At 63.3% G+C, this 26,977-nt stretch carries 20 protein-coding genes and 5 pseudogenes; 18 read left to right on the top strand and 7 right to left on the bottom strand.

Annotation, left to right across the window (positions count from 1 at the left end):
* Nucleotides 1-19 precede the first annotated feature (19 nt).
* The 3 genes and pseudogenes from ACVWWN_RS01115 to istA all read right to left on the bottom strand — a co-directional run.
* Nucleotides 20-1,270, bottom strand: a pseudogene (locus ACVWWN_RS01115) (IS30 family transposase); the annotation flags it as partial.
* 72 nt (nucleotides 1,271-1,342) lie between these two features.
* Complete coding sequence (istB, locus tag ACVWWN_RS01110; RefSeq protein WP_457142231.1) at nucleotides 1,343-2,140, bottom strand: IS21-like element helper ATPase IstB; 798 nt, start codon at nucleotides 2,138-2,140, stop codon at nucleotides 1,343-1,345.
* A complete protein-coding gene (istA, locus tag ACVWWN_RS01105; RefSeq protein WP_457142230.1) occupies nucleotides 2,140-3,375 on the bottom strand; it encodes an IS21 family transposase in 1,236 nt (411 codons plus the stop codon). The genes istB and istA overlap by 1 nt, the downstream gene beginning before the upstream one ends.
* A 676-nt stretch (nucleotides 3,376-4,051) precedes the next feature.
* Here istA and ACVWWN_RS01100 point away from each other — a divergent pair.
* Both ACVWWN_RS01100 and ACVWWN_RS01095 read left to right on the top strand, forming a co-directional pair.
* Nucleotides 4,052-4,453 (top strand): nuclear transport factor 2 family protein, encoded by a 402-nt coding sequence (locus ACVWWN_RS01100; protein ID WP_457142229.1) that lies wholly within the window; start codon nucleotides 4,052-4,054, stop codon nucleotides 4,451-4,453.
* Nucleotides 4,454-4,792: 339 nt separating this feature from the next.
* Entirely contained in the window at nucleotides 4,793-5,107 is a 315-nt protein-coding gene (locus ACVWWN_RS01095; protein WP_457142228.1) for an RrF2 family transcriptional regulator, read from the top strand.
* Between the two features lie 369 nt (nucleotides 5,108-5,476).
* Here ACVWWN_RS01095 and ACVWWN_RS01090 read toward each other — a convergent pair.
* Nucleotides 5,477-6,705 (bottom strand): IS3 family transposase gene (locus ACVWWN_RS01090; protein WP_457142227.1). Its coding sequence is split into 2 segments (ribosomal slippage): nucleotides 5,477-6,393 and nucleotides 6,393-6,705, totalling 1,230 coding nucleotides; the frame shifts between segments, so codons are not numbered across the junction.
* Nucleotides 6,706-6,996: 291 nt separating this feature from the next.
* Between ACVWWN_RS01090 and ACVWWN_RS01085 the strand changes: the two genes are divergently transcribed.
* From ACVWWN_RS01085 to ACVWWN_RS01065, 5 genes and pseudogenes are all read left to right on the top strand, one after another.
* Entirely contained in the window at nucleotides 6,997-7,413 is a 417-nt protein-coding gene (locus ACVWWN_RS01085) for a four-helix bundle copper-binding protein (protein WP_457142226.1), read from the top strand.
* A 1,058-nt stretch (nucleotides 7,414-8,471) separates the two neighbouring features.
* Entirely contained in the window at nucleotides 8,472-9,863 is a 1,392-nt protein-coding gene (locus tag ACVWWN_RS01080) for an NAD(P)/FAD-dependent oxidoreductase (protein WP_457142396.1), read from the top strand.
* A gap of 376 nt (nucleotides 9,864-10,239) precedes the next feature.
* Nucleotides 10,240-10,419 carry a thioredoxin family protein gene (locus ACVWWN_RS01075; RefSeq protein WP_457142225.1) on the top strand — a complete coding sequence of 60 codons (180 nt, stop codon included), beginning with the start codon at nucleotides 10,240-10,242 and terminating at the stop codon, nucleotides 10,417-10,419.
* Nucleotides 10,420-10,863: 444 nt separating this feature from the next.
* A pseudogene (locus tag ACVWWN_RS01070) lies at nucleotides 10,864-11,319 on the top strand (glycogen/starch/alpha-glucan phosphorylase); the annotation flags it as partial.
* A gap of 238 nt (nucleotides 11,320-11,557) precedes the next feature.
* A complete protein-coding gene (locus ACVWWN_RS01065; RefSeq protein WP_457142224.1) occupies nucleotides 11,558-12,022 on the top strand; it encodes a hypothetical protein in 465 nt (154 codons plus the stop codon).
* 65 nt (nucleotides 12,023-12,087) lie between these two features.
* On the opposite strand, the gene ACVWWN_RS01060 is transcribed toward ACVWWN_RS01065, so the two are convergent.
* Nucleotides 12,088-13,860: a hypothetical protein gene (locus ACVWWN_RS01060; protein ID WP_457142223.1), complete on the bottom strand. Its 1,773-nt coding sequence runs from the start codon at nucleotides 13,858-13,860 to the stop codon at nucleotides 12,088-12,090.
* Nucleotides 13,857-14,380: pseudogene (locus ACVWWN_RS01055) on the bottom strand (Imm61 family immunity protein). Before ACVWWN_RS01055 ends, ACVWWN_RS01060 begins: the two are co-directional and overlap by 4 nt.
* Nucleotides 14,381-14,634: 254 nt before the next feature.
* On the opposite strand from ACVWWN_RS01055, the gene ACVWWN_RS01050 reads away from it, so the two are divergent.
* Entirely contained in the window at nucleotides 14,635-15,105 is a 471-nt protein-coding gene (locus ACVWWN_RS01050) for a hypothetical protein (protein ID WP_457142222.1), read from the top strand.
* Between the two features lie 431 nt (nucleotides 15,106-15,536).
* Complete coding sequence (locus ACVWWN_RS01045; protein WP_457142221.1) at nucleotides 15,537-15,779, top strand: hypothetical protein; 243 nt, start codon at nucleotides 15,537-15,539, stop codon at nucleotides 15,777-15,779.
* Nucleotides 15,780-16,189: 410 nt separating this feature from the next.
* Here the strand turns inward: ACVWWN_RS01045 and ACVWWN_RS01040 are convergent.
* Nucleotides 16,190-16,352, bottom strand: a pseudogene (locus ACVWWN_RS01040) (ATP F0F1 synthase subunit C); the annotation flags it as partial.
* Nucleotides 16,353-16,415: 63 nt separating this feature from the next.
* On the opposite strand from ACVWWN_RS01040, the gene ACVWWN_RS01035 reads away from it, so the two are divergent.
* The 9 genes and pseudogenes from ACVWWN_RS01035 to ACVWWN_RS00995 all read left to right on the top strand — a co-directional run bounded on the left by ACVWWN_RS01035 (nucleotide 16,416) and on the right by ACVWWN_RS00995 (nucleotide 26,949).
* Nucleotides 16,416-17,888, top strand: coding sequence for a hypothetical protein (locus ACVWWN_RS01035; RefSeq protein ID WP_457142220.1), 1,473 nt, complete (start codon nucleotides 16,416-16,418; stop codon nucleotides 17,886-17,888).
* Between the two features lie 1,987 nt (nucleotides 17,889-19,875).
* Nucleotides 19,876-20,349 carry a phosphoenolpyruvate carboxylase gene (locus ACVWWN_RS01030; protein ID WP_457142219.1) on the top strand — a complete coding sequence of 158 codons (474 nt, stop codon included), beginning with the start codon at nucleotides 19,876-19,878 and terminating at the stop codon, nucleotides 20,347-20,349.
* A gap of 8 nt (nucleotides 20,350-20,357) precedes the next feature.
* A complete protein-coding gene (locus ACVWWN_RS01025; protein ID WP_457142218.1) occupies nucleotides 20,358-20,900 on the top strand; it encodes a hypothetical protein in 543 nt (180 codons plus the stop codon).
* Nucleotides 20,897-21,949, top strand: a complete 1,053-nt coding sequence (locus ACVWWN_RS01020) for an alpha/beta hydrolase (protein ID WP_457142217.1) — start codon at nucleotides 20,897-20,899, stop codon at nucleotides 21,947-21,949. The genes ACVWWN_RS01025 and ACVWWN_RS01020 overlap by 4 nt, the downstream gene beginning before the upstream one ends.
* Nucleotides 21,950-22,431: 482 nt before the next feature.
* Entirely contained in the window at nucleotides 22,432-23,352 is a 921-nt protein-coding gene (locus ACVWWN_RS01015) for an NADP-dependent oxidoreductase (protein WP_457142216.1), read from the top strand.
* Between the two features lie 122 nt (nucleotides 23,353-23,474).
* On the top strand, nucleotides 23,475-23,921 hold the full coding sequence (locus ACVWWN_RS01010; protein ID WP_457142215.1) for a cupin domain-containing protein: 447 nt from the start codon (nucleotides 23,475-23,477) through the stop codon (nucleotides 23,919-23,921).
* An 81-nt stretch (nucleotides 23,922-24,002) separates the two neighbouring features.
* A pseudogene (locus tag ACVWWN_RS01005) lies at nucleotides 24,003-24,480 on the top strand (hypothetical protein).
* Nucleotides 24,477-25,946 (top strand): dihydrolipoyl dehydrogenase family protein, encoded by a 1,470-nt coding sequence (locus tag ACVWWN_RS01000; RefSeq protein ID WP_457142214.1) that lies wholly within the window; start codon nucleotides 24,477-24,479, stop codon nucleotides 25,944-25,946. The pseudogene ACVWWN_RS01005 and the gene ACVWWN_RS01000 overlap by 4 nt, the downstream one beginning before the upstream one ends.
* A 73-nt stretch (nucleotides 25,947-26,019) precedes the next feature.
* Nucleotides 26,020-26,949 carry an NADP-dependent oxidoreductase gene (locus ACVWWN_RS00995; protein ID WP_457142395.1) on the top strand — a complete coding sequence of 310 codons (930 nt, stop codon included), beginning with the start codon at nucleotides 26,020-26,022 and terminating at the stop codon, nucleotides 26,947-26,949.
* Nucleotides 26,950-26,977 lie beyond the last annotated feature (28 nt).

The following is a 26,977-nucleotide window of genomic DNA, read 5'->3' as shown; positions in this document are numbered from 1 at the left end:
AGGTGGGTTCTAGGGGCGGTCGCAACAGTTGATGGTCTGGTGAGGTTAGCAGCGCGGTGAAAAGTTCAGTGGGAGTGCGGTCTCCGAGGACGCGGCGGGGCCTGTTGTTGATCTCGTATTCGACAGCCCGTAGGTGGTCGGGTGTGTAGGTGTTCAGGCTGGTGCCTTTTGGGAAGTACTGTCGCAGCAGACCGTTAGCGTTCTCGTTGCTGCCACGCTGCCAGGGTGAGCGGGAGTCGCAGAAGTAGACCGCTACGCCTAGGTCTGCGGTGATGTCGGTGTGCCTTGCCATTTCGATGCCCTGATCCCAGGTGATCGATCGGATCAATGTGGTGGGCAACCCGCTCATGGTCGTGGAAATCGCGATGCGCAAGGTATCGGCGTCGCGAGTGGGAAGGTGCATCAGCCGGATCATGCGGGTCTGCCGCTCGACGAGGGTGCCGATCACCGAGCGTTGATTCTTGCCGACGATGAGGTCACCCTCCCAGTGGCCTGGCTGGCCGCGGTCGGCCGGATCGAATGGCCGCTGATGGATCGACAACATCGGATGGGCGAACCGCGGACGACGCCGGCCAGGCCGCTGGTGAGCGCGGCGATGACTTCGGCCCGTGCGCAACGGGCCGCGGTGTGGTGACCTGACCTGCGGCGAGCGAATCAAGCGTGATTGGGGCTGGTAGACCGCTTGATAGATACTTTCGTGGCACAACCACATCGACTGATCCTCGGCGTACTTGCGCCGCAGATGCCGAGCGATCTGTTGCGGGCTCCAACGTTGGGCGAGCAGCTCGGCGATCAGTTCGCATAGGACGGGGTTGTTGTCGATCCGCCGCCGATGACGACGCGCTCTGCGTTGGACTGCCCAGCCGTGAGCTTCAAACGGCCGGTAGGTGCCGTCGCGGCGGCTGTTGCGGCGCAACTCCCTCGATATGGTCGATGGTGCCCGGCCAAGCTCGGCGGCGATCCCCCGGATACTGAGCCCCGAGCGGCGTAGGTCGGCTATGTCGATCCGCTCTTGTTCGGACAAATACCGATCGCTGATTTGGCGCACAGTCAAACGATCAAGCGCGGGCACGAATCCGACGGCTTCGCCACGCCGATAGGTTTTGTAACCTCGCGCCCAGTTGTTTGCTGAGGTACGGGACACCTCGACTTCGCGCCCCGCCGCCGAGATAGACCAGCCCCGGGCACGTAGCTCCATAAACCGCTGACGCTTGGCCGATTGGGGCCGGCGGCCCGGGCCTTTCTTCACGCGACGCGACGATGACAACACAACCTCCAGAATCTAGAGAAGTGTTGCGACCGCCCCTAGAAACCACCCAATTGAAAATTGACCAGCACGGGTTCATTGATCCTCGGCTGTGACGGTGGGGACGCGGCCGAGGTCTCGGTCTTTGATGCGGTAGCTGTCTCCTTTGAGCGCGATGACTTCGGCGTGGTGGACGAGGCGGTCGATCATGGCCGCGGCCACGACGTCGTCGCCGAACACTTCGCCCCAGCGGCCGAACGGCTTGTTCGAGGTGACGATGAGGCTGGCCCGCTCGTAGCGGGAGGACACTAGTTGGAAGAACAGGTTGGCCGCTTCGGGTTCGAACGGGATGTAGCCCACTTCGTCGACGACCAGCAGCGGGTAGCGGGCCAGCCGGACGAGTTCGGTTTGCAGGGTGCCACCGTGGTGGGCCCCGGCAAGCCGATCGACCCATTGGCTGGCGGTGGCGAACAGCACCCGGTGCCCGGCTTGGCAGGCCCGGATCGCGATGCCGGTCGCCAGATGAGTCTTGCCGGTTCCGGGCGGGCCGAGGAAGACGACGTTGTCGCGGGCGGTGACGAAGTCCAGCGTTCCGAGGTGGGCGATGAGGTCACGTTTGAGTCCACGGGCGTGGTCGAAGTCGAACTCCTCCAACGACTTCCGAGATGGGAAGCGGGCGGCCCGGATGCGCCCTTCACCGCCGTGAGATTCGCGCGCCGATACCTCCCGTTGCAGACATGCCGCGAGGAACTCCTCGTAGGTCCAGGTTTCGGCGCGGGCTCGCTCAGCCAGCCGCTCGATGGCCTCGCGCAGGGTCGGCGCTTTGAGCGCCCGGGTCAGATACGCCAACTCCGCGCTCACGTCACGACTGCCGGGTGTGGTCTTGGTGGCCATCACGCCACCGGCCCATCAACGTCGAGCAGGGTGTCGTAGTCGGTGAGCCGGCGTTGCTCGACCTCGACGTGGGCGGGCGGGCCGACGACGTCGAAACGTTGACGACGCAGCTGCTTTGCCGCCTCCACATGCGTTGGATCGCAGATCGTCTGATGCTTGGCCCAGACCCGTTCGTGGTCGGCGACCATCGTGCCGGCGCACCACACCCGCACCCGGGCAAGGTCTGCGGTGAGCTCGATGCGCCGACCCACCGCCAGCGGATGCACCGAGTAGTCGTTGCCGTCCAATCGCACGTAGTGATCGCGTGGCAGCCGCGCCGAGTGCCGCCACCCGATGCTGGGCCCGACCGGCGGCAGGACCAGCATCGCGGCCTTATCGGCCAGCACCCGATCAGCTGGGCGGCATCCCAGTATCCGGTGCTGACGGTGATTGGCCCGCACCATCCAATCGGCCAGCTGGGTGTTGAAGTCGGTCGGTGAGCCGAACACCCGGCCCGGCAGGAACGCCCGCTCCAGGTAGTCGTGGAACCGTTCCACCAACCCCTTAGCCTCAGGGTCGCCCGGTCTGCAGATCACCACCTTGGCACCCAAAGTGCCGCGGAATGCATGACATGCTCCAGTGAGTTCAGGGCGACGTGCCCGCCACCGTCCGACCGCGCCCTCACCGTCCCACACCAACATCCGCGGCGTGGCGCCAAGTATCGAGATGTGTTGCCACCAGCCGGCATACAGATCCTCAGCAGTGCGGGTCGGGATCAACACCGCTGATGCCCACCGCGAATACCCGCACACCATCGTCAACACCGGCAACGCCGTGGCGGTACGGACCTGGCCGTACCCGACCGGGACTTCGACGTCGGGGAACCAGAAGTCGCACTGCGCGATCTCCCCGGCCACATAGGTCGTGCGCGACGCCGGATCCGGCGGCAGATACACCGGGCGCAGCTCCCGCACCCGCTCACTGAGCGTCCGGATCGAATACGACCACCCGATCCGCTCGGCGATCACCGTGGCCGGCATCCGCGGATAGACCGCCAACAACTCCCGGATCCGCGGCTCGACCTCATCGACCACCGATCCCGCCGCAGCCCGCTGATACTTCGGCGGACCATCGGAGGCCAACGCCGACTTCACCGTGTTCCGCGATATCCCCAGCACCCGCGCGATCTCAGCGATCGGCAACTGCTCCGCCCGACGCAACCGCCGGATCTCTGCCCAGTCCTCCACGTTCAACACTCGCTTCCTCCCTGGCCCATAGCCAAGGCTCTCCAGGAAGCTGGTCAATTTTCAGTTGCCGCGCAGTGGTCAGTATTCAGATGCCGTCGACACATCGTTCCTGCCATCCAGCGCCATCTAAAGTCACCAGCCAGTCGAGTATTTGCCGCGCACCACACATGCGTTTGAGCCGGGTGCCTCGTTGCCCACTGTCCCAACCTGGCAGCGTTGGAAGCAGCCGCAGAACCCGCTCGACGGACATTCGATCGTTGGCCCCCACGGAGGACTGTTTCGTCTTCGTCGAAGCGCCTGAAAATGTGTGGAGACCGGGGCGAGCGCCTGTCATTTCGAACCTCGGTCGTCGTCTGCGTGTCCAACAGCTGTGAGTTCACAGAGCAAGGATCTGCGCGTCCCGCCGATGCAGTATCCGCCGTTGTCCCAGCAGCTGGACGATCGACCGTCGTCATTCGGGCGGCACTCCGGTAACCCGGAGGCGTGAAGTCCGGCCTTTCCGGCAGCAGGAAGCACGCTAGGATCTACGAACAACAGCACCGGAAGCCAGGCCAACGCTGCCGGCAGGGGCATCCAGATCAGGTTGATCAGCCCCGCGGTCACCGTGAGCCCGATCGCGACGGTGAACCCGAAGGTCCCGAAGGAGTCGGTCCGCGATCGACATCTCTCAAAGGAGTGAAAATCAATGAACACGACTCATGTAGACGAATACTTCAAGGCCTTGAGCGGCAGGGACGAGGTCGGCATCGTCCCGCACCTGTCCGAAGACATCGTTCTCACCGGTCCGATCTACCCTGAGCCCACGGCAGGGAAAAAAACGGTCGTCAAAATCCTCTCTGGCTTCATCGAGACGATCGAGACCCTCGAGGTCAACCTCACGATTTCATCGGGACGGGATGTGGCCGTATTCTTCACCTTCACCCGTGATGGCACCACGATCAAAGGAAACGAGCACCTGCACCTGGACGAGAACGGTCTGATCGACAGCATCGAGGTGGCATGGCAGCCGCTTACCTCCGCGGTGCTCATCCAGGAAATATTCGCCAAGAAAATGGGACTTCAGCCGTTGCGCCTCGTCCCGGCATAAGTTGTCGACGGCGCTAACACGACAGTTTTTCCGCTACCGGGCTACGCCTGTCGGTAAGGCCAAAGGACTTATCCGGGAGTAGGCCGCCGGTGAAGGTTCGGTGACCGGGCCGTGAACCGTATGAATGCACGCCGTCAGCTCCCATCGTGACGTCGGCCTCGACGCGCGTGCCGTCGGTGGAGGTTAGTAGCGCCGACGGGAGATCGTCGGTACGCAGTTCTTCGTCGGCTGCGGCGAAGGTCGCCCGGAGCAGTGGCATGGTGGTGGTCGCCGTGCAGTGGGAAGGCCACGAACTGGTCGAGCGTCTTGACACTCGAATAAGGACTTTTAATATCTAGATTGTGCGGTTACCTGCGTGCGGGAGTCGAATGGGCGGTGCACGCCCCGCTGAATCTCAGTTGGGCAGGCGGGGACCAACCAGTCTCGGCGGCGACTCTGGCGTCGGGCCACGACCATCCGCCGGCCTATCTGAACAAGCAGGTCCAGCGATTGGTTAAGGCAGGCTTACTCATCTCGGAACCGGGAGCGCAGGGCGGGTTCCGGCTGGCCCGCGGTCTGGAGTCGATCACACTGCTGGACGTCGTGGACGCCCGCAGCACTCCAGACACCCGCGAAGCCGCCACCCAGAATCAGGATGTTTATCGCCTAGATTGAACCTCGTACTTGTCCTCACCTTGGATACGAAAAGGAATTTATCTACCTGCGGCCGAATGCGTGGCGTACGGCGTCAGCCACTCCTGGCGCGTGCGTGTCGGCTTCCGCTCGGAGGGCAGCCAGCGTCTGTGCGGCTAGCGCTGCACGCCAAGCGTTTTCGGCCCTTCCCATCGCGGTCTGCACCGCGCAAGGGGCCGAGTAGTCGGCATCGCCATGACAAGCGGCGACCGCGCCGCACTGACCAATCTCCATGCAGCGAAACAGCCCGTCGTTACCTTCAATGGCTACCCACCATTAGAGGTCTTCGGTTCAAACCCGTGCAACGCGCTGTTGGGCCTTGACCCCATGTAGTGGACACGGGATTTGTGGTTACGCGGCTTTTGGCAGCGTAGCGGGTGTGTGATTCTGTTCGTAGGTGGCTGGGCTGGAATAGCGGCAGCGGGAGTGTCGTCGTTTGATGTTGTAGCGGACGAGCCAGCGGAACACTTCGCGGCGACAGATGCCAACGTCAGGCCAGTGGCTGCGGTCCTGGAGGACTTCGCGTTTGAGGGATGCGTTGAACGATTCGGCCAGCGCGTTATCGGCACTTGACCCCGCGCCACCCATAGACTGAGTGACGCCGAGCTCTCCGCAGAGTTTCGCGAAAGCCGTTGAGGTGTATTGACTTCCGTGATCCGAATGGAACACCGCACCAGCCAATGAAACCCGGAAAGCATCAGCAGCTTTGAGGGCGTCCTCCACGAGTTCGGTGCGCATGTGCTCGGCGATCGCCCAGCCCGCGACCCGCCCCGAGTAGCAGTCGATCACCGTCGCCAGATACAGATTCGAGCCGGTGGCCAACGGCAAGTACGTGATGTCCCCGACATACCGGGTGTTGGGTGCTGGTGCGTTGAAATCCCGGCGGAGCAGATCAGGAACCTTCTGGTTGGCCTGATCCGGTGTAGTGGTTTTCACCCGGCGTCGCCGCCGATAGCCGGCGATTCCAGCTGTGCGCATCACTCGGGCCACCCGCTTATGGTTGACCCGCTGATCAGCAGGTGCGCCGTCGTTGAGCTCCGCGGTGATCCGCGGTGCCCCGTAGGTGCTGTCGTCATCGTGCACGGTGCGAATACGGGCGGCCAACGCCTCGTCAGCGGCCTGACGGGCAGCGCGAGCACCAACTGCGGCCAGCCATGCGTAGAACGACGATCGCGCGACCTCGACAACCGCGCACAGCCACTTCACCTCAAAGGCGTCGGAGTGGTCGGCGACGAACTGGAAGCGGCTCACCAGTTCGTCTCCCCGGCGAAATATTTGGCCGCCGACCGCAGAATGTCACGCTCGGTGGACAGCCTAGCCTCGGTGGCACGTAATGCCTTGTTCTCGGCCCGCAGCCGGGCCAGCTCCTGCTCCGGCGTCTCGACGCCGTTAGCCGGCTCACCGACCGGCGCGGGATTGCGGTGTCGGATCGACACTCCAGCTGCCTTGCACCACGCCGAGAGCGTCACACCGGAGACGCCGAGCTCAGCAGCGATCTGGGTGATCGTCGCGCCCTCGGTGTCTCGGTACAGCGCTACCGCGTCCCGCTTGAACTCGTCAGGGTAATTCTTCCTTGCCATCGTGTTGGATCATCTCGCTTCCCCGGCAATCTTCCGGGATTAAGCGTGTCCAACACACGGGGTCAGGGCGCGTTGTCTCCACCGCCACTGTCATCGGACTAAACAGTCCTTTCTAGTCTAGCCAACGCCGCGCATTAGCGCGAGACGCATAAGAATGCCTTGTCTCGGTCGTAATTTTGACCGGTCTCAAGACCCTCCCCACAGCACCGCTCCCACTACGACCATCTCCGTGCCGCCTGCGACGGCCCTCCCCGCGGCACGCCTGGCAGACTAGTGAGGGCAAGTGCCGATATGAATGGAGGCGACGTGACAGTCAGAGACATCATCGAGCGACATCCTCGGCCCATCAGCGTTGATCGTGACGTCCTGTTGCGCTGCATTGACGCGTGTTTCGAGTGTTCCGTCACGTGCGCCAGCTGCGCTGACGCATGCCTCGGCGAGTCTGACGTGTCCGAGCTGGTGAGGTGCGTTCGGTTCAACCTCGACTGCGCCGACGTGTGCGACGCGACCGCGCGGGTGGTGACCCGTCAGACCGAGCCCGATGTTGGGGTCGTACGCGCCGCAGTCGAGGCATGTGTTGTCGCATGTCGTGCTTGCGCCGAGGAGTGCGATCTCCACGCGGCACATCACGACCACTGCCGTGTCTGCGCTGAGGTTTGTCGCCGCTGCGAGCAGGCATGTGGCGAACTGCTCGCCTCGATGGACTAGTTTGAACCTGCGCAGTACCCGGCAATCAGCTTCACCGGAGTGCCCATTGACGCTGGGATCGTCCCGTCGATCGGCAGCCTCGCAACGCGCTCTTCGACTCCGCGATCGGCTCTACAAGGCCGAGCAGAAATCGAGTATCCGATTCGGACGCACGCCTGGAGCCGAAGTGCCGATGCCGGCCTCGTTTTGCCTCAGTGGTGGTGTGGGCTGCGCAGTCCGCGGTCGCGGCTAACGAAGCGTTCAACATCACCAATGGTGGCGTCTTCGAGATGGCGACGTGTCTGGACTTCCCGCTGGCTTCACATCCGGATCGGTTCAGGACGCACGGGTTCGCACGCGCCACGGTACTCGGACGAGATAATGCGCTCGGCGCGAGGGCCAAACCTGGCCGCCGTTGGTGGCGTGGGATTTCGGCATCGCCGCAGGTGTGACCAGCGGCATGATTCCTGTCACCCTCCCGGTCCGGAGTATCAGGGCGTATCCAGGGTGGGGGATCCCATGGGTGGTGCGGCTAACGCGGAAATGCCTTCGGACTTCGGTGATTGCATGGTCAATGCGCCGGTGCCTTCACCGGTCGTATCCCCACGATGTCGATGTGTTGGTGCAGCTTGTGCGCCGGGCGGGCCAAACGGCGGCATCGCGATTCCACATCGCGAACAGTCGAGTGGGCAGGGTTAGTTGGCAGGTGCTACACCCTCGTCCGCGCCGATCGCTGTTTGCACTTCGTTTAGTTCACCCGGGTGATCTCAGCTGCGGGGTGATGACCGGTCACCCGGTTTGGCCGCATGCTGTTGCGAAGACGGCCGAGCTGAGAACAAACCGGCCGTAACGGCGTCTGTACCGGGAGCGGCGGGCGCTGACCGTAGTCCCTCAGTAGAAAGACGTACGAATCCGCAATGCGGTTGCCGTTGGTTGTCGGGCCGCGGGAACCGGGGTCGACGGGAAAGCTGCACCCTTTGTAGCCAGAAATCAACGGAGATCACGTGCGGGCGACCTGGACAGGTTGTGGTTCGGTAGGAGAGTCGCGCGGCGGGAGTGTTCCACGGCCGCCCCGCCATGTGGTCGTCGTCGGTAGCGGATTCGCCGGCTTCGAATGTGCGCGGCGGCTGATCAGGCTGTTGGGTCGGCAGGACGCCGATGTCACGGTGACGATGATCTCTCCGGTTGACTACCTGCTGTACACGCCGCTTCTTCCAGAGGTCGCCAGCGGCGCGATTGATCCGCGCCTCGTCACGGTGCCCTTGATTGGCATGCTGCCAGGAGTACGGCTCATCCGGGCCCACGTCGACTCCGTTGATCTGTCCGCGCGGACATTGCGCTGCCGCGATCAAGAGAACACCGTGCACGACGTGGCGTGGGATCGGTTGGTTTTGACTCCCGGCTCCATTAGCCGCTTGTTCGACATACCTGGTCTGGCCGAGCATGCGCGTGGGCTCAAATCCACTGCGCAAGCGTTGTATCTGCGGGATCATATCCTTGAGCAGTTCGAATTGGCGCGCATAGACGGCGATCCCGTCCGCGCGGCCGCCCGCAAAACGATCGTCGTCGTCGGGTCGTCTTATACTGGAACGGAACTCATCGCGCAGCTGTGCGCGATGGCCACAGAGGCGGTGCATGAGTTCGGATTCGAACCCGGCGGTGTTCGTCTGATCCTTGTCGAGCGCTCTGGCAGGATGATGCCCGAGCTCGGCATCGAACTTGCGGCGCGGGCCGAGCGGGTGCTCAGACATCGAGGAGTGCAGATCCGTGTCGGTGTGACGCTTGCCGAGGTCGCCGCCGATCACGTGATCCTCACCGACGGAACCCGCATCGGTACCTACACAGTTGCGTGGGTGACCGGTGTGGTGGCTAACCCGCTGATCGCATCCACCGCGTTGCCCACCGAGAAGGGTCGGCTGAAAGTTGGCTTAGACCTGAAGGTTCCAAGTGTTGAGGGTGTGTATGCGGGTGGTGATGCGGCGGCAGTGCCCGTCCTGACCGATCCGGGATCGATTACGCCGCCGACGGCGCAACACGCAGCACGACAGGGCAAGGTTCTGGCAAACAACGTCGCCGCCAGCCTGGGTTACGGCCGCGCGCGCGAATATCGTCATCGCGACCTGGGAACTGTTGTCGACCTAGGTCCGGGGTTCGCCGTTGCCAATCCGTTGAACGTGCCCCTGTCCGGGTTTGCCGCCAAGGTGGTCACTCGCCTCTATCACCTCTACGCGATGCCGCGTAACGCTAATCGATGGGCCGTTGCGCTGGGATATCTGACCAACTTGCTTTTCGCGCGGCCGCTGGTGTCGATGGGTTTCGCCCATGCATCGTTGTCTCGGTTCTCGGTCAGCGAGGAGTTCATGTCACCCACGGAGGTCACCTACCCGCGGGATCACCGAATGTACGCCGACGACCTCGGCTACCGGGCAGCGGCTGCCAGGGCTGATGAACTGCGGTCAAGGAATGAATGAGTTCGCAAGCGTGGCCGCGCACGTACGCTGGAGCGCTGAGCGGTGGGCGGATCGGTTGTCCCCTTCCAAAGTAGATTGGGGCGGGTTTAGAGCGACAGCGGCCAGGGGGGTACCGAATTCCTTTGTTTTCCAACCATTCCGGTCTCGGGTTGGAAAATGCCCGCCGAGAATTGGCGAGGCTCTCCGGGTGACTGTTAGTGCGGCTGAAGACGTCGGGCCCGGGCGATAGCCGAAGTGATTCCATGGCTGCATGGGCGGCGACTCGGTGAAGCACCGACTGCCACTGACACCGCACCAAAGATGCTGAGCTGACCGAACGGTTCCGAGACCAAACTCGGAATCGCTACGAGGGCATTCCACGAGCGAGGGAACAGTGATGCCACACTCGGCCCGCACTCCAATTGACTTGACGGACGCTTCGTTTGGCGTCGATGTGCTCAACAGTGACAAGCCAGTCCTCATGGATTTTTGGCCGACGACGTGGTGCGGGCCATCTCGTGACATGGCACCGGTACTCGAACAGCTTGCCGATGATCAGGCAGAAGTGCTGAAGTGATGAAGATCGACGTGGACGCCAATCCGTCGACGACGGCACTGTTCGAGTTTGGCTCGATACCCACGATGATCTTGTTCGCCGACAGGAGCACCGGTCGCCCGGTTTGTGGGCGCCCGAAACAAGTCTCAGCTCGTAAGCGAGTTGAAAGAGTTGCTCTAGCCTGGGTACTTGTCCTTCCACCACGATTGTTTGGGCGCGGCGACGATGACCCGCCAGAATCCTAGAAGGTACGTAGCAGGACTTCCAGGGGGCGTCGAGATCAGTTCGAGATCGCGAATTTCCGTGCCGATTGACTCACGCCGAAAGTGCCGACACAACGTTGCCTTGCTTGCACCCGTACAACGATCGCCGGGACAGCCCTGCCGACTCAACCTGCCTGACGATTTAAGAAAGTAGAAACGAGATGGCTCATACCTGTGCAAACTCACCCGGGAACCCGCAGCGATGACCGACGTCGCGAAGGCAACGGCCGGTAGAGCCGAAGACGTCCGAACCGGTATGCATGTGGATGCCCTACGGCAAGCCGTCACAGACCACTTGCGGTACTCCATTGGACGCCCGGCTGCCGTTCTGACGCCCGAGCACTACTACCGCGCGCTCGCACTGGCGGTACGCGACCGCATGCAGCACCGCTGGATCGCGACCGCTCAAACCTATTTCGACCTTTCCAGAAAGACGACGTGTTATCTCTCGGCCGAGTTCTTGATGGGGCCACAGCTCGGCAACAATCTGCTGAATCTCGGGATCGAGGAAGAAGCGCGTGCCGCTATGGCATCGCTTGGCCAAGATCTCGATGAGGTACTTGCGCGTGAAGAGGAGCCCGGCCTGGGTAACGGTGGCCTGGGCAGGCTCGCGGCCTGCTACCTTGACTCGCTCGCCACACTGGAACGCCCGGCGATGTGTAGGCGCGAATAGCCTCCGGTCGGCCGGTGACCTTGACGAGCAGCTCCAGGTCCTCGATAGCGGCGGGCGGCCGCTTGGGAACGTTGCGGCTGGGCGCGATGGGTTCGGTCACAACTCTCATTGTGGCGTCGACCGCTGACATGGCCCGGATGCCCCCGGGCTGTCGTCGGAGCCGCTGTTCACCCAGCGACCGTAACTGGCTAGTGAGCTGTTGCCGACTTGCTAGGGTGCCGCCATGTCACGGGCGACCCGGCGAATGACCTGGTTAGCGTTGGCCGGTGGCGGAGCGGTGTCCCTGATCGCCTGTGGCGGTTCGCAGACGGCCAACCAGGACGCGTCTGGAACCACCCAGCCGACAAAGCTGTCCGGCCTACAGGCGTACCAATCGGTGCAGGAGCTCGCCGACGACCTCACTAGGCACGGACACACATGCACCGATGTGACGCCGGAGAAGGCGGCGTACTACCCCGTCGACATCGGAAAATGCACTATCGACGGCAAGGTGATCCTCCTCTCGATCTATGCCAGCGAGGCACAGGTCGACGCCCAGCTCAAAGAGTTCGACCTACTTCAGCCAGCAGGTGTTGAGTACGGCGAACTCGCCGGCAAAAACTGGTCGCTGAACTGTCAAACCCGCTCCTACTGCGAGAAGCTGCAGGGAGACATGGGCGGCCGGATCGTCGCTTCAGCGCCTCGCTAGCTCTGTCAGTTGTTATGTCGCACAGCACTTTCCGATATTTGCAATCCGTCCGCCAGCTCATGGTCTCAGCGAGCGCGCAAGACCGCACTCACGTCGCTGCGCCGGCATTGCAAGCTGGCCGCCAGCGCCGCGACCGGGCTGCGCACCGTGCGTCCGAGCAGCTGCCGCAGCCGACGCATGCCGACGGCGTCCGGATCAACGCGCGTCACCTCCAACGTTGCGTCGTCGACCCTGAACGCCAGCACAAGAGTGTCGGCAACGGCCGCCTCAGCGGCTACCGCGTACACGCGCAGCGAGCCGATATTGGCACCCGTGGTCGACGACAGATTCCACACCACAGTGGCCTCACCATGGGAGCCGGCGAACGTCCGTCGCTGGCCTGGGATGACCCCGACTGCGGTGGCCACCGCCGGATGAATGGGTTGACCCGACCCGCGGAGCAGATCGGCCGTCACCGGCAGCGCTAACCGTATCTCATTGTGCCCGTTGCGGAATGCCCCGCGGACCGCACTGAGCGGGGGGACCGGTGGCCACTCGTCGGCCGAGGTGCGTCGTCGTACGATTCCTGCGTGTGTGACGAACTCCAGGGTGCTCATGTATGTCCTGATCGAGCGTTCTGACACGTCTGGGTACCTCGCCAGCAGATCGGTGATTAGGTCGTCGACCCTCGCGTTGCCGCCGCGCGCGTCGATGGCGGCCCCGATCGCGCGCGCGATTCCGGCGTACTCGGCGATACCCCACGCGCGCAGGCCCCATGTGCGTCGGCTGGCGCGGATGAACCGCTCGTCCTCTGACAGCTTCCCATTGAGCGTGGTCAGGCTCGTGCTGGATATGGAGCCGATGGTGGCGAGGATGGCCACTGGGGTTGCGGGGGCACCTATGACATGGAGGGCGGCTTCGGCGATGGTGGCGGTGGTGTCGTCAGGTACGCGGACCCACACATCGCCGAAACGTCGCAGCTCGGCGCGACTTTCGAGATAAGCCATCGCGATCGGCGAACGGATGCCCAGTCGGGTCACCGCGCGCAGCAGGGAGTCGGTGGATGGAGCAGGCTTGTGCGCGAAGACTGCTTCGAGGACCGCTGCGGCTTTGGTGCGGGTCTTCGTGGTCGTGTTCTCGAGCCACTGGCCCTGATCCACGTAGGGGCCGGCGAGGTGGAGCAACAATTGCGCGGCCAGATTGGAGGGGTCCACGTCCAGGCGGCGAAGTTCGGCGTCGAGCAGATCGGCGGGTAGATAAGGGCCAAGGCGTCGGCCGAGCTCGGCCGCATGCTCGGTGACCTCCTGATGCGCCGGATCTGCGAGCAGCTCAGCGAACCGCGCTTGGGCGCGAGCCTGGTTGCGCTGCACCGAGACTGGGTTGACGCCAAGGCGCTCAGCAACCACTCGCTGCGACTGCGGGCGGGATGTCCATACCCGCGCCGACAGGATCGTCCGGTCGAAGTCGTCGAGCCGTGCGACGAGGCGACCGACAGCAGTCACAGCCCCGACTTTCCCGGCGGCGATGGCGTCCTGGTTGATTCGCACCGCTTCTCGCGCAGCGTCGATCAGCGCTTCAACAGCTGAGACGCCCAGCTTCGGCCGCAGCAGCAGCGCTTGTGGGGTTTGGTCAGCCACATCTGCCCATCGAGGAAACTCTTCGGCGTAGATGCCCAGCCGTCGCGGTAACCGGCCGTAAGGGATGCTCAGTGCGCCAATGCTGTCGAGTCCCGTCACCAGGTCGCGCAGCCGAGCCGCGAGGATGGCTTCGGTGCGCCACCAGTTCGGCCCCAGACGCTCGTTTGACCCGCCACCCGCTGCCGGCAGCGGCGATTCCGATCCGCCCTTTGGCAGTGTCATGAGGTCTCTGACTTCGGACCTCGTGCGCGACGGGGTGCGTAGGCGCCGTGAGCAAGCAGGGGAGCCCCGTTTTCGTCAAGGAAGGACTCTTTGAGGGCTTGCAGCTCGTAGCCAATGAAGTGCGACAGTGGGACGAGCTTCACCAGGCTCAGCGTGGCGTCAGGCGCCGCAGCGATGGGGCCGCCGCCGGCCCGGCTCAACGTCCGGTAGCCGCCCGACATCGCACTGAGGACGAATCCGGTCGCGGTGTCTTCGGCCCTCCACGGCAGCTCCAAGTAGGCAGCCCGAGCTCGTCACGGATCTCGTCGGCCAGGACGCCGATGAGAAAACGCTCGACGACGTCGACCTCCGCCGCGTACAGCGTCAAATCCTCTGTGCCGTCGTCGTTTAGCTCGAGGAGTCTCAATCGACCGCGCGTCGTGCGCGCAAGTGAGTAGCGTGTGCCCGAAGTGCCTGGCGGCGCCACGGCCACCGTCGCAGCCGTCGCTTCATCCACGAAGCATGAATAGCCGGCCGTCATCAACCAGCCGCGGCATTCGCTGCTCAACGTTGGTGCCGCGATCACGCCGGGAACGTTAGTCAGCCGTCGGTCTGGCGGGGGAGTCGCCGCCATCGGAAGCTCGGCACTCCGGATGGGGTGCAGGCTGGCTCAGGTAGGACTTGGACGCCCGACCCTGGAGCAGCCGCGACCCTAAACCGCAAGATGTATTGCTCATTCTTAGTCATATTACCTAGAATACTCCAATGACCCTTACAGTCATTCCATTAGACTTGGTGATTGACGAAGCGGACGGCAGTGTCACCATCCGCCTCCGTTCGGCGCCGCCGGACGATGACCGCCCCCTCACGAAACGTATCCCTGACTACCTTCGTGCCCATCCGCACAGCACCGCCGCGGAGGTCGCCGAGGCGCTGGGATCCTCATCCCCGGACAGCATCAGCACCACGCTGTCGGAGCTGAAGAAGCGCGGCGAAGTCGACAACGCCGTGGACGGTCACACCACGCGAGAGTGGGTCGCTTTCACCTACGTGGTCGCCGAACTCGACGCAGATGGCCAAGCTGTTGGATATCTCCGAGGAATCGCAGCGAAAGAGTTCGGGCCGGACGTTACCCATCGACTGACGCCCGACCTCAGTCTGGCCTTGAGATTCCCGGACAGGGAGCGCGCGCAAGTAGAGGCAGACAAGTTCAATCCGGTGCCCGGCAACCCGCCACTCACGGTCGTCAAGGCGCTAATCCTCTAAACCCGGCCGTCACCGCCGCTTCCGGTCCTGATTAGGGATCGATCACGGACAGTGCGGTCTGGCGGTTCCGTCGGCGGCGGACAGCAGCACGCGGCAAGGTGGTAGCCACAGCGCAACCTGACCATGTGCGGTGATTCTCAATTCGTGAAAGTAGTTGCAGTAGAGCCTATTTTGCGCCTAGCGGCAACCCGCCATATTCGCTCTCGCCGTATGCGGCAGTGAAGCCCTATAGCGGCAAAGGCGACAGCACCCTCCCACGACGCACCGCCGCTGCCGCCAACTGGTCCTCGCGGTTGCCTTGGGTGCCCGTTCGGCATGGTCAATGGCGAGTAGCGGTGGTTGCATCGCAGGTCGAGCACGTGTCGATCACGGTTGTGTGAGGGCGCGTGTCGTCGGGAAACGGAAGCCCTCACTTGCCGCAGCCTGGCGCAATGGCCGATGCCTCGAACGTGCGGCACGACACCATCGTGGTGCCCGAGACGACGAGCCCGGCCCAAGTAAGGGCGCTGGCGGAGCGGAAGGCTCAGGCTCAAGTTGGCGACGATGACATGGTCGCTTTTTTGCATCTCCACGGATCACGGCCGGTCGGCGGTGAGCATGGCACCGACGTCGAGTGGCGGTACAGCTACCAGGTGATACCGCCTGGCGGCCCCGCTGCTGATACGGCCGGCTGACCGCGAGCATCTCGTCGACGGTCTGGGCCTTCAGATGCAGTGGCGATTGGCAGAATTCGCTAAGTGAGCTCCAATACGCCGCGGTGCCGCATCGTCTACGACGACGAGTTTCGCTCCGACTTCGCCGAAGGGTTGCGACGAGACCCGTCGACGGAAGCGATGCAGCGGGGGTTCGAGGAACTCGCCGAGACGCTGGGCAAGTTGGTGGACCGGCCCGACGAAGTGGCACTCGTCGTGGCAGTCAGCTTGGCCTCGGCCGTGCAACGCAGGCAGCCTGGAGTCGCTTACCACACCGGTAGGGGTACTGAGGGCGGGGCCGAACCGTGCCAGGGCCATCGTGCTGGCGAATGCGCCGTGCAGCCGCGGGTGTATTCCTCGGCGGCTCAGTCACCGTTCGAGGTTGGTGGCACTTATTTTCCGGGTGTGGCGAAGACGAACAGCAGCCATGAAGGCGACGTTGATGAAGAACGCTGCTTCGACGAGGCCCACGGTGATCAGGAAGGGGACGAACATTCGTTGTTGGGCCTCGGGCTGACGGGCTACTCCGGCGATGAGTTGCCCGCCGGCGGAGCCGGTCACGGCCGCGCGGGCGCCAAGTTGCCTGTTCTGATCGGCGTGAGGTGACAAGCTGAGGTCGTGTCGGAAGACGACCTCAGCCTGTATCTGTCGCAGTACCTCGGCCTCGCGCCCGACGGGCTCGAGCAGTACGGCGCATTTGATGTGTCGGTTGCTTCCGATCTCCCTTTATTTATCGACCCGTTTCTCCTGTTCCACAGCGACAAGCCCGAGTACCAGCAGTTGCACGAGGAGGTGCTGCGCTACCTGCGTTTCGTGCGCGATAAGGCGTCATCTGGCCCGTTGGAGCCAGCACTGGTCAGGAGTTTGTTCCGGTTTCCGGAGGTGCGGCAGAACTGGCTCGGGTTCTCCGTGCTCGGTAACGGCGGTCTCGGCCTAGGCCCGAAATTCGCGTCTGCACTGCGTGAGTCGCTAACCAGCATTTTGAACGATTTCGGCGCGGAGCAGATCACAAGGTCGAGTCACCTCGAGAAGGTCGGCCTGATCCGTCCCGGTGTGGGCCGCGACGGCATCTCGGACTTCACGACGAACCTGATCAAGGACTACCTGCTGGAGTACACGCAAACATTCGATCGCCAGCACCTGAGCCCAGAACAGTGTCGAGAGTTTGGCGTGCGTCATGTTCGCTTCAACTACGACACCGAAGCGTGGGAGTCGGGAATTTACTACCTTCCAGTGCTCTGGGGCGACTTCGTCCTGCTGACGCCGATCGACATGCTGACTCGAGACGACACCTGGATCAGCTTCGGCGACATGGTCGGCCGCTTTTCCTCGATCCCAGAGGCATTGCCGAATGAAGAACTGCGCGCGCAAGTTTCCAACTACTTCGCACTAGCCGTCGGCGAGAGACCGAACCGCGAGCAGGTCGTGGCTGCGGTCGGCGCGACCGTCCGCCAGTACCCTGAGTTGCTCGACTACTACATTCGGCTCCGAGAAGACGATGGCGACGAGGCTGAGCAGCAGAGTCTGGAGAAGGTCCGTGACACCTTCGAGATCTTTGTCGAGCAACTGACCCAGCTTGTGCGCGACCTCGGCGCGCGCACCGACTTCTACAAGATCGGATGGTCCAGCTACGACGAAGCACTCACCCGCGCAAAGCTTTTCAAACACTACGTCGAAGACCAAGATGGCTGGAAGCTCGTCAACCGTGGCGACGGCGTCTTCGCGAAGGAGACCGAGGTCCAGCTGTACTTCGGCCTCGCGTGGTTCGGCAGCGCTTTCGACGTCAACCGCGAGCCGAACAACGGCCGAGGACCCGTGGACTTCAAGGTCAGCATCGGGGCCGCCGACAAATCCCTTATCGAGTTCAAATTAGCCAGCAATCGCCAGCTTAAACGAAACCTGCAGAACCAGGTCGAGATCTACAAGAAGGCCAACGACACTGCGACGGCGGTCACCGTCATCATCGCCTATACCGCCGCCGAACAACATAGGGTCACTGCGCAGTTGACGGAGCTAGACCTGCAAGCTCGCGAGGATATCATCGTGATCGACGCGCGCAGCGATAATAAGCCCACTGGGTCAACAGCATGACCTAATCAGCGGACTGCCACCCACGCCCGGTGACGTTCACGCCGGCAGCAGTCCCCCGGCGGGGGAGCGGCGCTACTGTCGAGTGCCCGCTCCGACACGCCTTGCCGCATCCCTCCTGGCCAGACCGAGCCGATTCATCTGATGCATCATTACCGGGAAGTTCGACATGTTCCAGCGGCGGTTGAAAACTGCAGGGACAGCGCGCATCGCGTCCGGCGAGACTTATCGGCGCTTTGCTGTTCCACTGAGAAGCTAGTTGCCGCCGACGAACAGGCAATGATTGGCGAAGCAGTAAGGAATCTGAACAGCGGCGGCGACACGGGTATGCAACTCTGGCGGAACGGTAAGACGCGCAGGTTATCGGCGCGCTCATTATGCTGTGGCGCAACGTATTCCGAGGCTTACCGACTGGGATCCGTCGATCCTTCCCGCCCTTACCACGGACATGAATAACGGCACCGTCTTCGCTTCGCCGGACATCGCCGACGTTGGAGCGCAATAGTTCATCGGCGCGCAGCCCCGCCAGCAGGGAAGTCAGGATCAACGCGCGATCGCGTTCCACCCAGTCGCTGGCTCGCCGCCCCGAATCCGAATCGATCGCCGCCAGTAGCGCCTGCACTGATGTTGAGGGCAGTCCTTTCGGAAGCGTCTTGGCGATCTTGGGACGGCCAACCAAGGGCATCGGGTTCGCAACGATCATCTCCGAGGTGTACAGAAAGGTACACAGCACGTTCCATGTCGACCAGCACCGCTGGATCGAGGCCGCTTCATGGGTTTCGGCGAATCGCGCGAAGGCCCCGCGCATCGCGTCAGTCGTGATGTCGCCCAACGCCATTGCCGACATTTCAGCGTCGCTGCCGATGACGAACCGGGCAATCGCGTCGAAGTCTTGGCGATAGGCCTTTAACGTGTGCGCGGACGGCTTACGCGTCCCACGGTCGGCCAGGAAGGCTGCGAACCACTCCGGGCACGAGCCTTCAGCATGGGCGGACGAGCCCCCTGTGTGCATGACACCGTCAGCATTTCATGGATAACGATGTTATCCATCAATAAGTACGCCGTTTTCATCAGATGAATCACAGATGCTTCGCGCCACTCTGGTGTGGTGGCCAAAGCACTTGTTGGTCTGTGGGTTTGGGGCAGTGGTTTCAGGTGAGGGAGTGCCCGTCTGCGGGATGGGGCCGACACGTCGGGCCGAGTGATGTCAAGGTGATGCGGCCACCTGCGCTGATGTGTCAATGATTCAATGATTCATTGAGTGAGGCTGCCTCGAGGCCGTTTTACCCGTCGATCTGAGCGGTCGGGTGTATGTGGTCGGTTCGGTTCCGGTATTGCATCCGGAGGCCCAGACAGTCAACGAGATGTGCGAGGTTGGCGCAGTCAGCAACTGTGCCGCAACTTGGATGCTCACACGGTTGAGGGGCGAGCGCGCCTCGTCGAGCGGCAACATCTACCGCAAGATAAACGGCTACGGGCAACGCGTAACACCCCTGGGCGTTTCAGCCCAAATGCATTGGTTAACAATATCATCGCGAAACGGCGTGTCCCTCGGCTTTTGCTCCCACACGCTGCGGGTGGCGAAGCGGTTGATGTGGTGCAATCCCGCAACCCTTTGCGACAACCCGAGGGGCGGTTGACCGCTTCCCGATTCGCGCCGTGCTGCGGCCGCGACAAACATGCTGCCAGGTCTCGGGGGGGGCCAATTACGGGATGCCGTTGCGAATACCCCACCCGCAGGCAGGTTTCGTCTGGTTGCTCGTGGCGCTCGCAGTACTCGGCCGATCACCCGGGTGAATTTGTTCGCTGGGTGATGACCACTCATCCCACGGCGGTCAATGCTGGCTCAGCAGATGGCCGGAGTAAGTGCAGCCGATCTTGTACCGGATATGTGTTCGCACATAAGCGAGCAACGGGTCGCATTGCCGGTGGACGAGGTGGCTGCGTTGATCACCGCGCAACGCCATCACCACAAACGGGAGAAAGCCAGATGAAGCGTGGCCAATTTCAACGATCGCCTGCCGAGCCCAGCGCCGTGCGAACACCATGGCTGCGGCATCGCCTGCGGGACGCCGCCGCCTTTGCCCGGCGTTCGGCGCATCGGAATGAAGATGCCGCGATCGACACCGTTCCTGCGATCGAGGATCAACTTCGCACGCTGTGGTCTATCTGCAGTGCCCAGCGGGTGTCGACCGGCATTGCATGCGGCGCGCCGGCGGTGGCGGTCGCCGAGATACATGCCATCGACGGATGCGAGCAGATGGGGCTAAGCCCGGACGGCGACGTCATCGAGACACTCTGCCACGCCTGCCTGTTTAATGTGCAACGGGCGATGGCCACGTACGTGGACGACAAGCGCGAGATGGCGTTCCGACACGGCACCCAACCGGTGTGCAGCACCTGCGGCCGGCCCACGCTATACCTGCGCAACGTCTTCGCCGTGCGCCCTGTCGGGTCAAAGTGACTGGCATCATGACCCGACTACGCATCGCCTTCCTGTTTGTGGCTGTGGTGGCCGGTGATTACGCGGCTCTCATGTTGATCGACTGTCAGCTAATCCATTTCGGCGTCGCCGCCGCCGTGTGTGGGGGATCCTCGGTCGCCGCCGGGCTGATCGCCTACGTCGACGACGAGGACGCCCGGCGGCAGCACGAGCTGAGTAGGCGCCGCCGCACGGCGCTGGCGCGGCGACGAGCGGCCGTCTCGGAGCACGCCAACCTGCAGGCAGCTACCGTCGCCGACCAACAGTGCCCGTTATGCGGAGGGGCGCGCCAAACACGGAGTGACTCACCTAGATTCGCTGACCGCCAGGAATCGCGGTTATGCGGGGCATGCGCGTCGGCCCCAGCCCAGAGCCGGCCCGATGAGCCTACGGGCGGCCTGGGTGCCAGCTCTGACGGGCGAGCAACGCGGCCCGGTGCGCCGGGGGAGGACAAGCCCCGCCTTGGCGTCACCTGGAATCGGGTCGGGTGGCGTCGGACACCTGATGACCCACGCGTGGAATTATCGACATGAGCGCACCCATCGCAAGGTCGGGGTCACCGCGCCCCACTCTAAGATCAGCCAGAGCACGAAAAGCTCGGCGGAATCCGCTCCGCCTGGGCGCCGTCGCTGAGGTCATTCAAGACGGTCCGAGCATGGCCGGGCGCCTCGCTTGGCTCAGCGCCCGGCTGATGATCCGGCCCACGCTGAGCGTGGGCAGCTATCTGCCCTCGGCGCCGTGGCCATGGGGTGTCGTCGAGTTCGCTGCCCGGGCCATCACGCCGATACGAGGCACGATGCGCGACGGCATCGGGCTCACGCACTGCACCGCGCAGCTGATCCGCGCCGCCGGAGTGCTACCGGCCGACGGCACCCGCCGGGTCGTGCTGTATCTGCACGGCGGCGCATTCCTCACTTGCGGGCCCTACTCGCACGGCCGACTGGTCAGCATGCTGTCCGGTTTCGCCGACAGCCCCGTGCTGGTGCCCAACTACCGCAAGATTCCCAAACATTCGATCAGCCAGGCGATCGACGACTGCTACGACGGCTACCGGTGGTTGCGCCGAAAAGGCTATCAGCCCAACCAGATTGTCCTGGCCGGCGATTCGGCCGGCGGCTACCTGGCGCTAGCGCTGGCTCAACGCCTGCTCGAGTGCGGCGATCAGCCCGCAGCGATGGTGGCCATGTCACCGCTGCTGCAACGGGCCACACAACCCAAAACGACGCACCCTAACGCCGGCTCGGATGCGATGTTTCCGCCCAGAGCATTCGACGCCTTCCACAGCATGATCGCCCGCCCCACAGCACACCGCGACGCCAACACGCATCCCGGCGGGCTCTATGAACCGCTCGATCACATTAAACCCGGACTGCCACCCACCCTGATCCATGTGTCCGGTTGCGAGGTGCTGCTGCACGACGCACAGCAGGCGGCCCAACAACTAGCCACCGCCGGCGTGCCCGTCGAAGTGCAGATATGGCCGGGCCAAATCCACGTGTTCCAACTCGCCGCGCCGATGATCCCCGAAGCCACCCGCTCACTGCGCCAGATCGGCCGCTACATCCGCGAAGCAACCGGATAACCTCGCGAAACCTGAAGGCATCGATGGTTCCACCGCCGGTGGCGATGACGGCACGCCCATACAGATCTGAGTCCTGAACGCATCGCTGCGTCGCACCGTTTGATGCCTTCAATTCGCTTTGCACTCACCCGGGTGAATTTGCTCGTCGGGTGATGACCGCTCACCCCACGTCGGTGAATGCTGGCTCAACAGATGGCGAGCGGAGGGCCAATGCAGGCGACCATGTACCGGATCTGCATTCGAGGCTGCATTAGCGAGCGGATCGGGTCCGCATTAGAAGGAATGCACCTTGAGACCGGTGTGGCCGAAACCGTCTTCACTGGTGAAATCCGCAACCAGTCACAGCTTTACGGACTCCTCGACCGGGTCCGTGACCTAGGTCTTGAGCTCGTCAGCGTACAACCACAGCCCGCGACTGACCCCACGACTGACACGACGAGGCGATCGGCCTCAGGAATAACCCACCTTAGGAAGGACCTGTAATGCAAGCGATCACTGTTTCAGTTCGTGAGGCCGGTGTCGCTGGCCTGAAGCTGACAGACCTGCCCTATCCCGTGGCATCGGAAAACGATGTCATCGTGCAGGTACGTGCCGCGGGTTTCACACCGGGGGAACTTGACTGGCCAGACACCTGGACCTACCGCGACGGCCGGGACCGCACACCCAGCGTGCCCGGCCACGAACTGTCCGGTGTCATCGTCGAGTTGGGGGATGGCGTAACGGGTTTCAGCATTGGGCAGCGGGTGTTCGGTCTCGCCGACTGGGCCCGCAACGGGTCGCTGGCGGAATACACCGCGGTGGAAACTCGTAACCTGGCACCGTTGCCGATCGATATCGATCACACGGTGGCCGCCGCGCTGCCGATCTGCGGATTGTCCGCGTGGCAAGGGCTGTTCGAAAACGGCCGCCTCGGCCCTGGACAAACGGTTCTGATCCACGGCGCCGCCGGGGGGGTGGGGTCGGTCGCAGTGCAACTCGCACGTGAGGTAGGTGCGCGCGTGATCGGCACCGGACGGACCGCAGATCGAGACCAGGCGCGAAAACTCGGCGTCCATGCCTTTCTCGACCTGGAGACCGAAAAGCTGGAGGACGCAGGGGAAGTCGACGTGGTGTTCGACGTGATCGGCGGAGACATTCTCGCCCGCTCAGCGGCTTTGGTGCGGGCCGGCGGAACGCTGGTCACCATCGCCGAGCCGCCACAGAACCGGCCGCGCGACGGGCGGGCGTTGTACATGCTTGTCGAAGCTGATCCCGCCCGACTCGCCGACCTCGCCGCGCGAGTGCGGGATGGACGGCTCAAACCGGTCGTTGGCGCCGTGTTGCCCCTTGCCGACGCAGCCGCCGCATTCGCTCCCGACAAACGCATCCCCGGCAAGACGATCCTGCGGGTGGCCGAAGACTAAACGGAGGCTCTCAGCTACATCAGCCTGGTCGTGAGGAGACCGCGATACCACGTAGGTCACCCGAAATCGTGCGATTGCGTCACTAGTCATGAAGACATCCGAAAAGGGAAGGTAGCCAACAAATGGCTCTGAGAACGCTATTGGCCGGACTGATCGCTGTTGCGATACTCGCACCTGCGGCCCACGCCGAGCCGGTGCCACCGAACTCGGGTCAAAACCCCGTTGTCCGCCCAGTTTTCGATCAACCGACCAACGTTGCGGGCAAATCGCTTAAAGCGGTGACCGTCAGCTATCCGCCAGGAGCTAGAGGCGAACCTCACCACCACGCACCATCAGCTTTCATCATGGCCTACGTGATCTCCGGTGCGATCCGCAGCCAAGTCGAAGGCGAGCCTGCACGTGTCTATTACGCCGGTGAGACATGGAGTGAAGCCCCCGGCGCGCACCACGCGATCAGTGAAAATGCCAGCGCCACCGAACCCGCTGAATTACTCGCAGTCTTTTTGGTCGATCCCGGCGACCTTCCCCTCACCACCGACGACACCACGACAACTGAGCCGCCGCGATAACCATGCAAGACGTTCGGACAGTTCGACGTGAGTAGTTTGAAGACCACGCCCATTCCGCGGTACGGCGCAGCAGGAGGAGCCATGCACGCACCTGACCGGATCACCGTTGTCAGAACCGCACTACGGTTGTCGCTCGCTGCGGCGTTTCTGTCCGCTGTTGCCGACCGATTTGGTTGGTGGGAGCCGTTGGGGCAGGGCTACTGGGGGAGCATGAGCGCCTTTGCGGACTATACCCACCAGCTTGTTCCTTTTGCCTCCGGATGGTTATTGACCGTCATCGTGTGGACTGCTACCGCAACCCGAAGCCTCCCTCGGCGTCTTGCTCCTGACCGGTTGGTGGCCGAAACTCGTTGGCGCGGCGAGTTGTTTGGTGCTCATAGTATTTGGAACCGCGATGGCTGTATCCCTCGGTGTGGAATCACCGCTGAGCTACAGCGTCTTCTCCGCGGCAAGCGCGGCCGCGGCCTACGCGGTCCTTGGGACATCATCGCCGCCACACACCACTGACGCCGCCCCTCAGGGCCTATCCGGTCTCGATACCGAAAGTGAGGGGCGATGAAGGGCAGAGACTTCGACGTCGTCGTCGTCGGCGGCGGGGTGGGCGGTGTGGCCGCCGTGCGAAAGCTTGCGGCGGCAGGCCTTTCGGTAGCGCTCGTTGAGGATCGTCTGGTCGGTGGTGAGTGTCGTTACTGGGGGTGCAACCCGAGCAAAACCCTGCTTCGGCCCATCGAGGTGTTCAATCTTGCGAAGGCCGTTCCTGGCGTGCGAGAGATTATTTCGGATCAAGGACTTGATATCGCGGCAGTCTTCGCGAAACGCGACGCGATCATCGAGCACCTCACGGACCAAGACCGAACGGCATCACTGCGCCAAGCTGGTATAGCAGTGTTTCATGGATTCGGCCGGTTGAGCGGCGAACGAACAGTGCGGGTGGCCTACGCCTGGGGAGATACCACCGAAGCCACCTTGACTGCGCGCCACGCGGTCGTGCTGGCCACCGGCACGCGTCCTAACGTGCCCGAGGTACCTGGGCTGGCGCAAGCACACCCGTGGACCAATCGGGACTTAACGACCATGACACAGGTGCCACCTCGCGCGCTGGTGGTGGGTGGCGGTCCCGTGGCCGTCGAGTTCGCCACCATCCTGAACGGTTTTGGCTCCACGGTGACACTTCTGGTACGTGAGAACACGCTGCTTGGCAACTGCGAACCCGAAGCCCGCGAACTCGTCGCGCAGCCGCTGCAAAGCAAAGGCGTCAAGGTTCACTTTGAGACAGAGTTGTCGGCGGTAGCCCGCCCCGTGGCGGGCGGGCCTGTCACCGCAACCTTCCAGCGCCAGAGCATCGAGGTAGACGAGGTCGTTCTGGCCGCCGGACGGCGCACCAATACCGACAACCTCGGCCTGGAAACCCTTGGCCTGCCGGGTGGCGGGGTCGTTTTTGTGAACGACCATCTACAGGCGGTCGGCGTCACAGGCGGTTGGCTCTACGCGCTGGGAGATACCACCGGGCGTGCTCGGCTGTCTCATATCTCCACCTACCATGGCCGTATCGTGGCCGACATCATCACGGCCCGGGCTGCGCGGCGAGAACTGTCCGAGAACGAGTTGATCGCCCGTGACGCCGGCAATCTGGCGCAGGTTATCCACACGGACCCTCAAGTGGCCTGGGTGGGGCGCACCGAAACGCAGGCCCAAGCAGAAGGATTCGCGGTACGGACCCGAACTGCCGAATACCCCGGCGCAGTGGCATTCCTCGCCCTGTACCGGGATGGCTTCCACGGATGGGCGAAATGGGTCATCAATGCTGAGACCAACACACTGCTCGGAGCGACATTTGTCGGGCCGCAGTTCTCCGAACTGGTGCAAGCAGCCACCCTGGCCATCGTCGCGAAGATTCCAGTCAGTCTGCTACGCCATGCTGTAGGGCCACATCCGACGGTCAATCAGGTCTGGGATCCCCTACTCGCCGAAGAGTCCGAACTTGCCTCATTACTGAAAAACGGGTCGGAGCAGGACCTGAGATGAATCACTTTAGACATCAAGTCACGAGAGGAACCACCACAATGACCTACGACTGGCCGGTCACCTCACCGTGACCATGCTTGTAGCGGGGGTCCGCACGTTCGGCGACAACGTGGAGACGTTCGAAGTGGACGAGCCGCGACCGTTAGCAGCCGACGAGGTCCTCATCGATGTCCGAAGTGCCGGGAGTGGAAACTGGGACAACATCATTCGCACCGGCGGCTGGGACGTTGGCATTTGCCCGCCGCTAGCACTCGGCGTCGAGACTGCCGGGGTCATCAAAGCCGTCGGCACCGACCCTGGCGGATTCGGAGTGGGCGATGAGGTGCTGTGTCACCCTGTGCCGCTGCGCGGCCAAGGCACGTGGGCGCCGTTTCTGATCGCACCCGTGGGATCGCTTGCCCACAAGCCGCCCGAGATCTCGTGGGAGACCGCAGCGATCTTTCCGGTGCCGGCCTTGACCGCTGAGCAGGTCGTCGACGAGGCGCTGGCCCTTGGGTGTGGAGAAACGTTGCTCGTCAACGGCGCGGGCGGAATCACCGGTGGGCTCATTGTCCAGCTGGCCATCCTGCGCGGGGTGGATGTACTTGCCACCGCCAGCCCGCGCAGCGCCGACCGAGTCCGCGCGAATGGCGCCCGCGAAGTACTCGACTACCGCGATCCGCAGTGGCCACAACACGCAAGGGCGTTGGCGAAGGACTCCATCCACGCCGTCGCCAACGCGGCCCCCGGCGGTGCTGCTGCGGCAATGACCGCACTTGCCGACGGCGGCCGGCTGGCCACCATCACCCCCGACCCACCCGCGTCCACCCGCGGGATCAGCGTGAACCCGGTTTACGTCCGTTCCGACGGGGCCCAACTCGACCGCCTCACCGCGCTCCTCGCGTCCCGCCGGTTGAACATGCCGACCCCGCGTTCCTGCAGCCTGGATCAGGCCGGCAACGCCCTCGCACACGTCGTCGCAGGACACGAGTCCAGCGGAGTGGTCATCACCAAAGACATCTGACCGAAGTTGCCATCACACATCGAAAAAC

This window comes from Mycobacterium sp. URHB0021, assembly GCF_054057895.1.
The sequence above is the reverse complement of the archived record's forward strand: the minus strand, read 5'-3'. Positions and strand labels throughout refer to the sequence as shown.

Coding starts and splice junctions, on each gene's coding strand:
- ACVWWN_RS01000 (WP_457142214.1), top strand. CDS start 24,477: ATGAAGGGCAGAGACTTCGACGTCGTCGTCGTCGGCGGCGGGGTGGGC.
- istB (WP_457142231.1), bottom strand. CDS start 2,140: ATGGCCACCAAGACCACACCCGGCAGTCGTGACGTGAGCGCGGAGTTG.
- ACVWWN_RS01065 (WP_457142224.1), top strand. CDS start 11,558: ATGTCACGGGCGACCCGGCGAATGACCTGGTTAGCGTTGGCCGGTGGC.
- ACVWWN_RS01010 (WP_457142215.1), top strand. CDS start 23,475: ATGGCTCTGAGAACGCTATTGGCCGGACTGATCGCTGTTGCGATACTC.
- ACVWWN_RS01030 (WP_457142219.1), top strand. CDS start 19,876: ATGAAGCGTGGCCAATTTCAACGATCGCCTGCCGAGCCCAGCGCCGTG.
- ACVWWN_RS01020 (WP_457142217.1), top strand. CDS start 20,897: ATGAGCGCACCCATCGCAAGGTCGGGGTCACCGCGCCCCACTCTAAGA.
- ACVWWN_RS01015 (WP_457142216.1), top strand. CDS start 22,432: ATGCAAGCGATCACTGTTTCAGTTCGTGAGGCCGGTGTCGCTGGCCTG.
- ACVWWN_RS01085 (WP_457142226.1), top strand. CDS start 6,997: ATGAATGGAGGCGACGTGACAGTCAGAGACATCATCGAGCGACATCCT.
- ACVWWN_RS01100 (WP_457142229.1), top strand. CDS start 4,052: ATGAACACGACTCATGTAGACGAATACTTCAAGGCCTTGAGCGGCAGG.
- ACVWWN_RS01075 (WP_457142225.1), top strand. CDS start 10,240: ATGCCACACTCGGCCCGCACTCCAATTGACTTGACGGACGCTTCGTTT.
- ACVWWN_RS01025 (WP_457142218.1), top strand. CDS start 20,358: ATGACCCGACTACGCATCGCCTTCCTGTTTGTGGCTGTGGTGGCCGGT.
- ACVWWN_RS00995 (WP_457142395.1), top strand. CDS start 26,020: ATGCTTGTAGCGGGGGTCCGCACGTTCGGCGACAACGTGGAGACGTTC.
- ACVWWN_RS01045 (WP_457142221.1), top strand. CDS start 15,537: ATGGCCGATGCCTCGAACGTGCGGCACGACACCATCGTGGTGCCCGAG.
- ACVWWN_RS01060 (WP_457142223.1), bottom strand. CDS start 13,860: ATGACACTGCCAAAGGGCGGATCGGAATCGCCGCTGCCGGCAGCGGGT.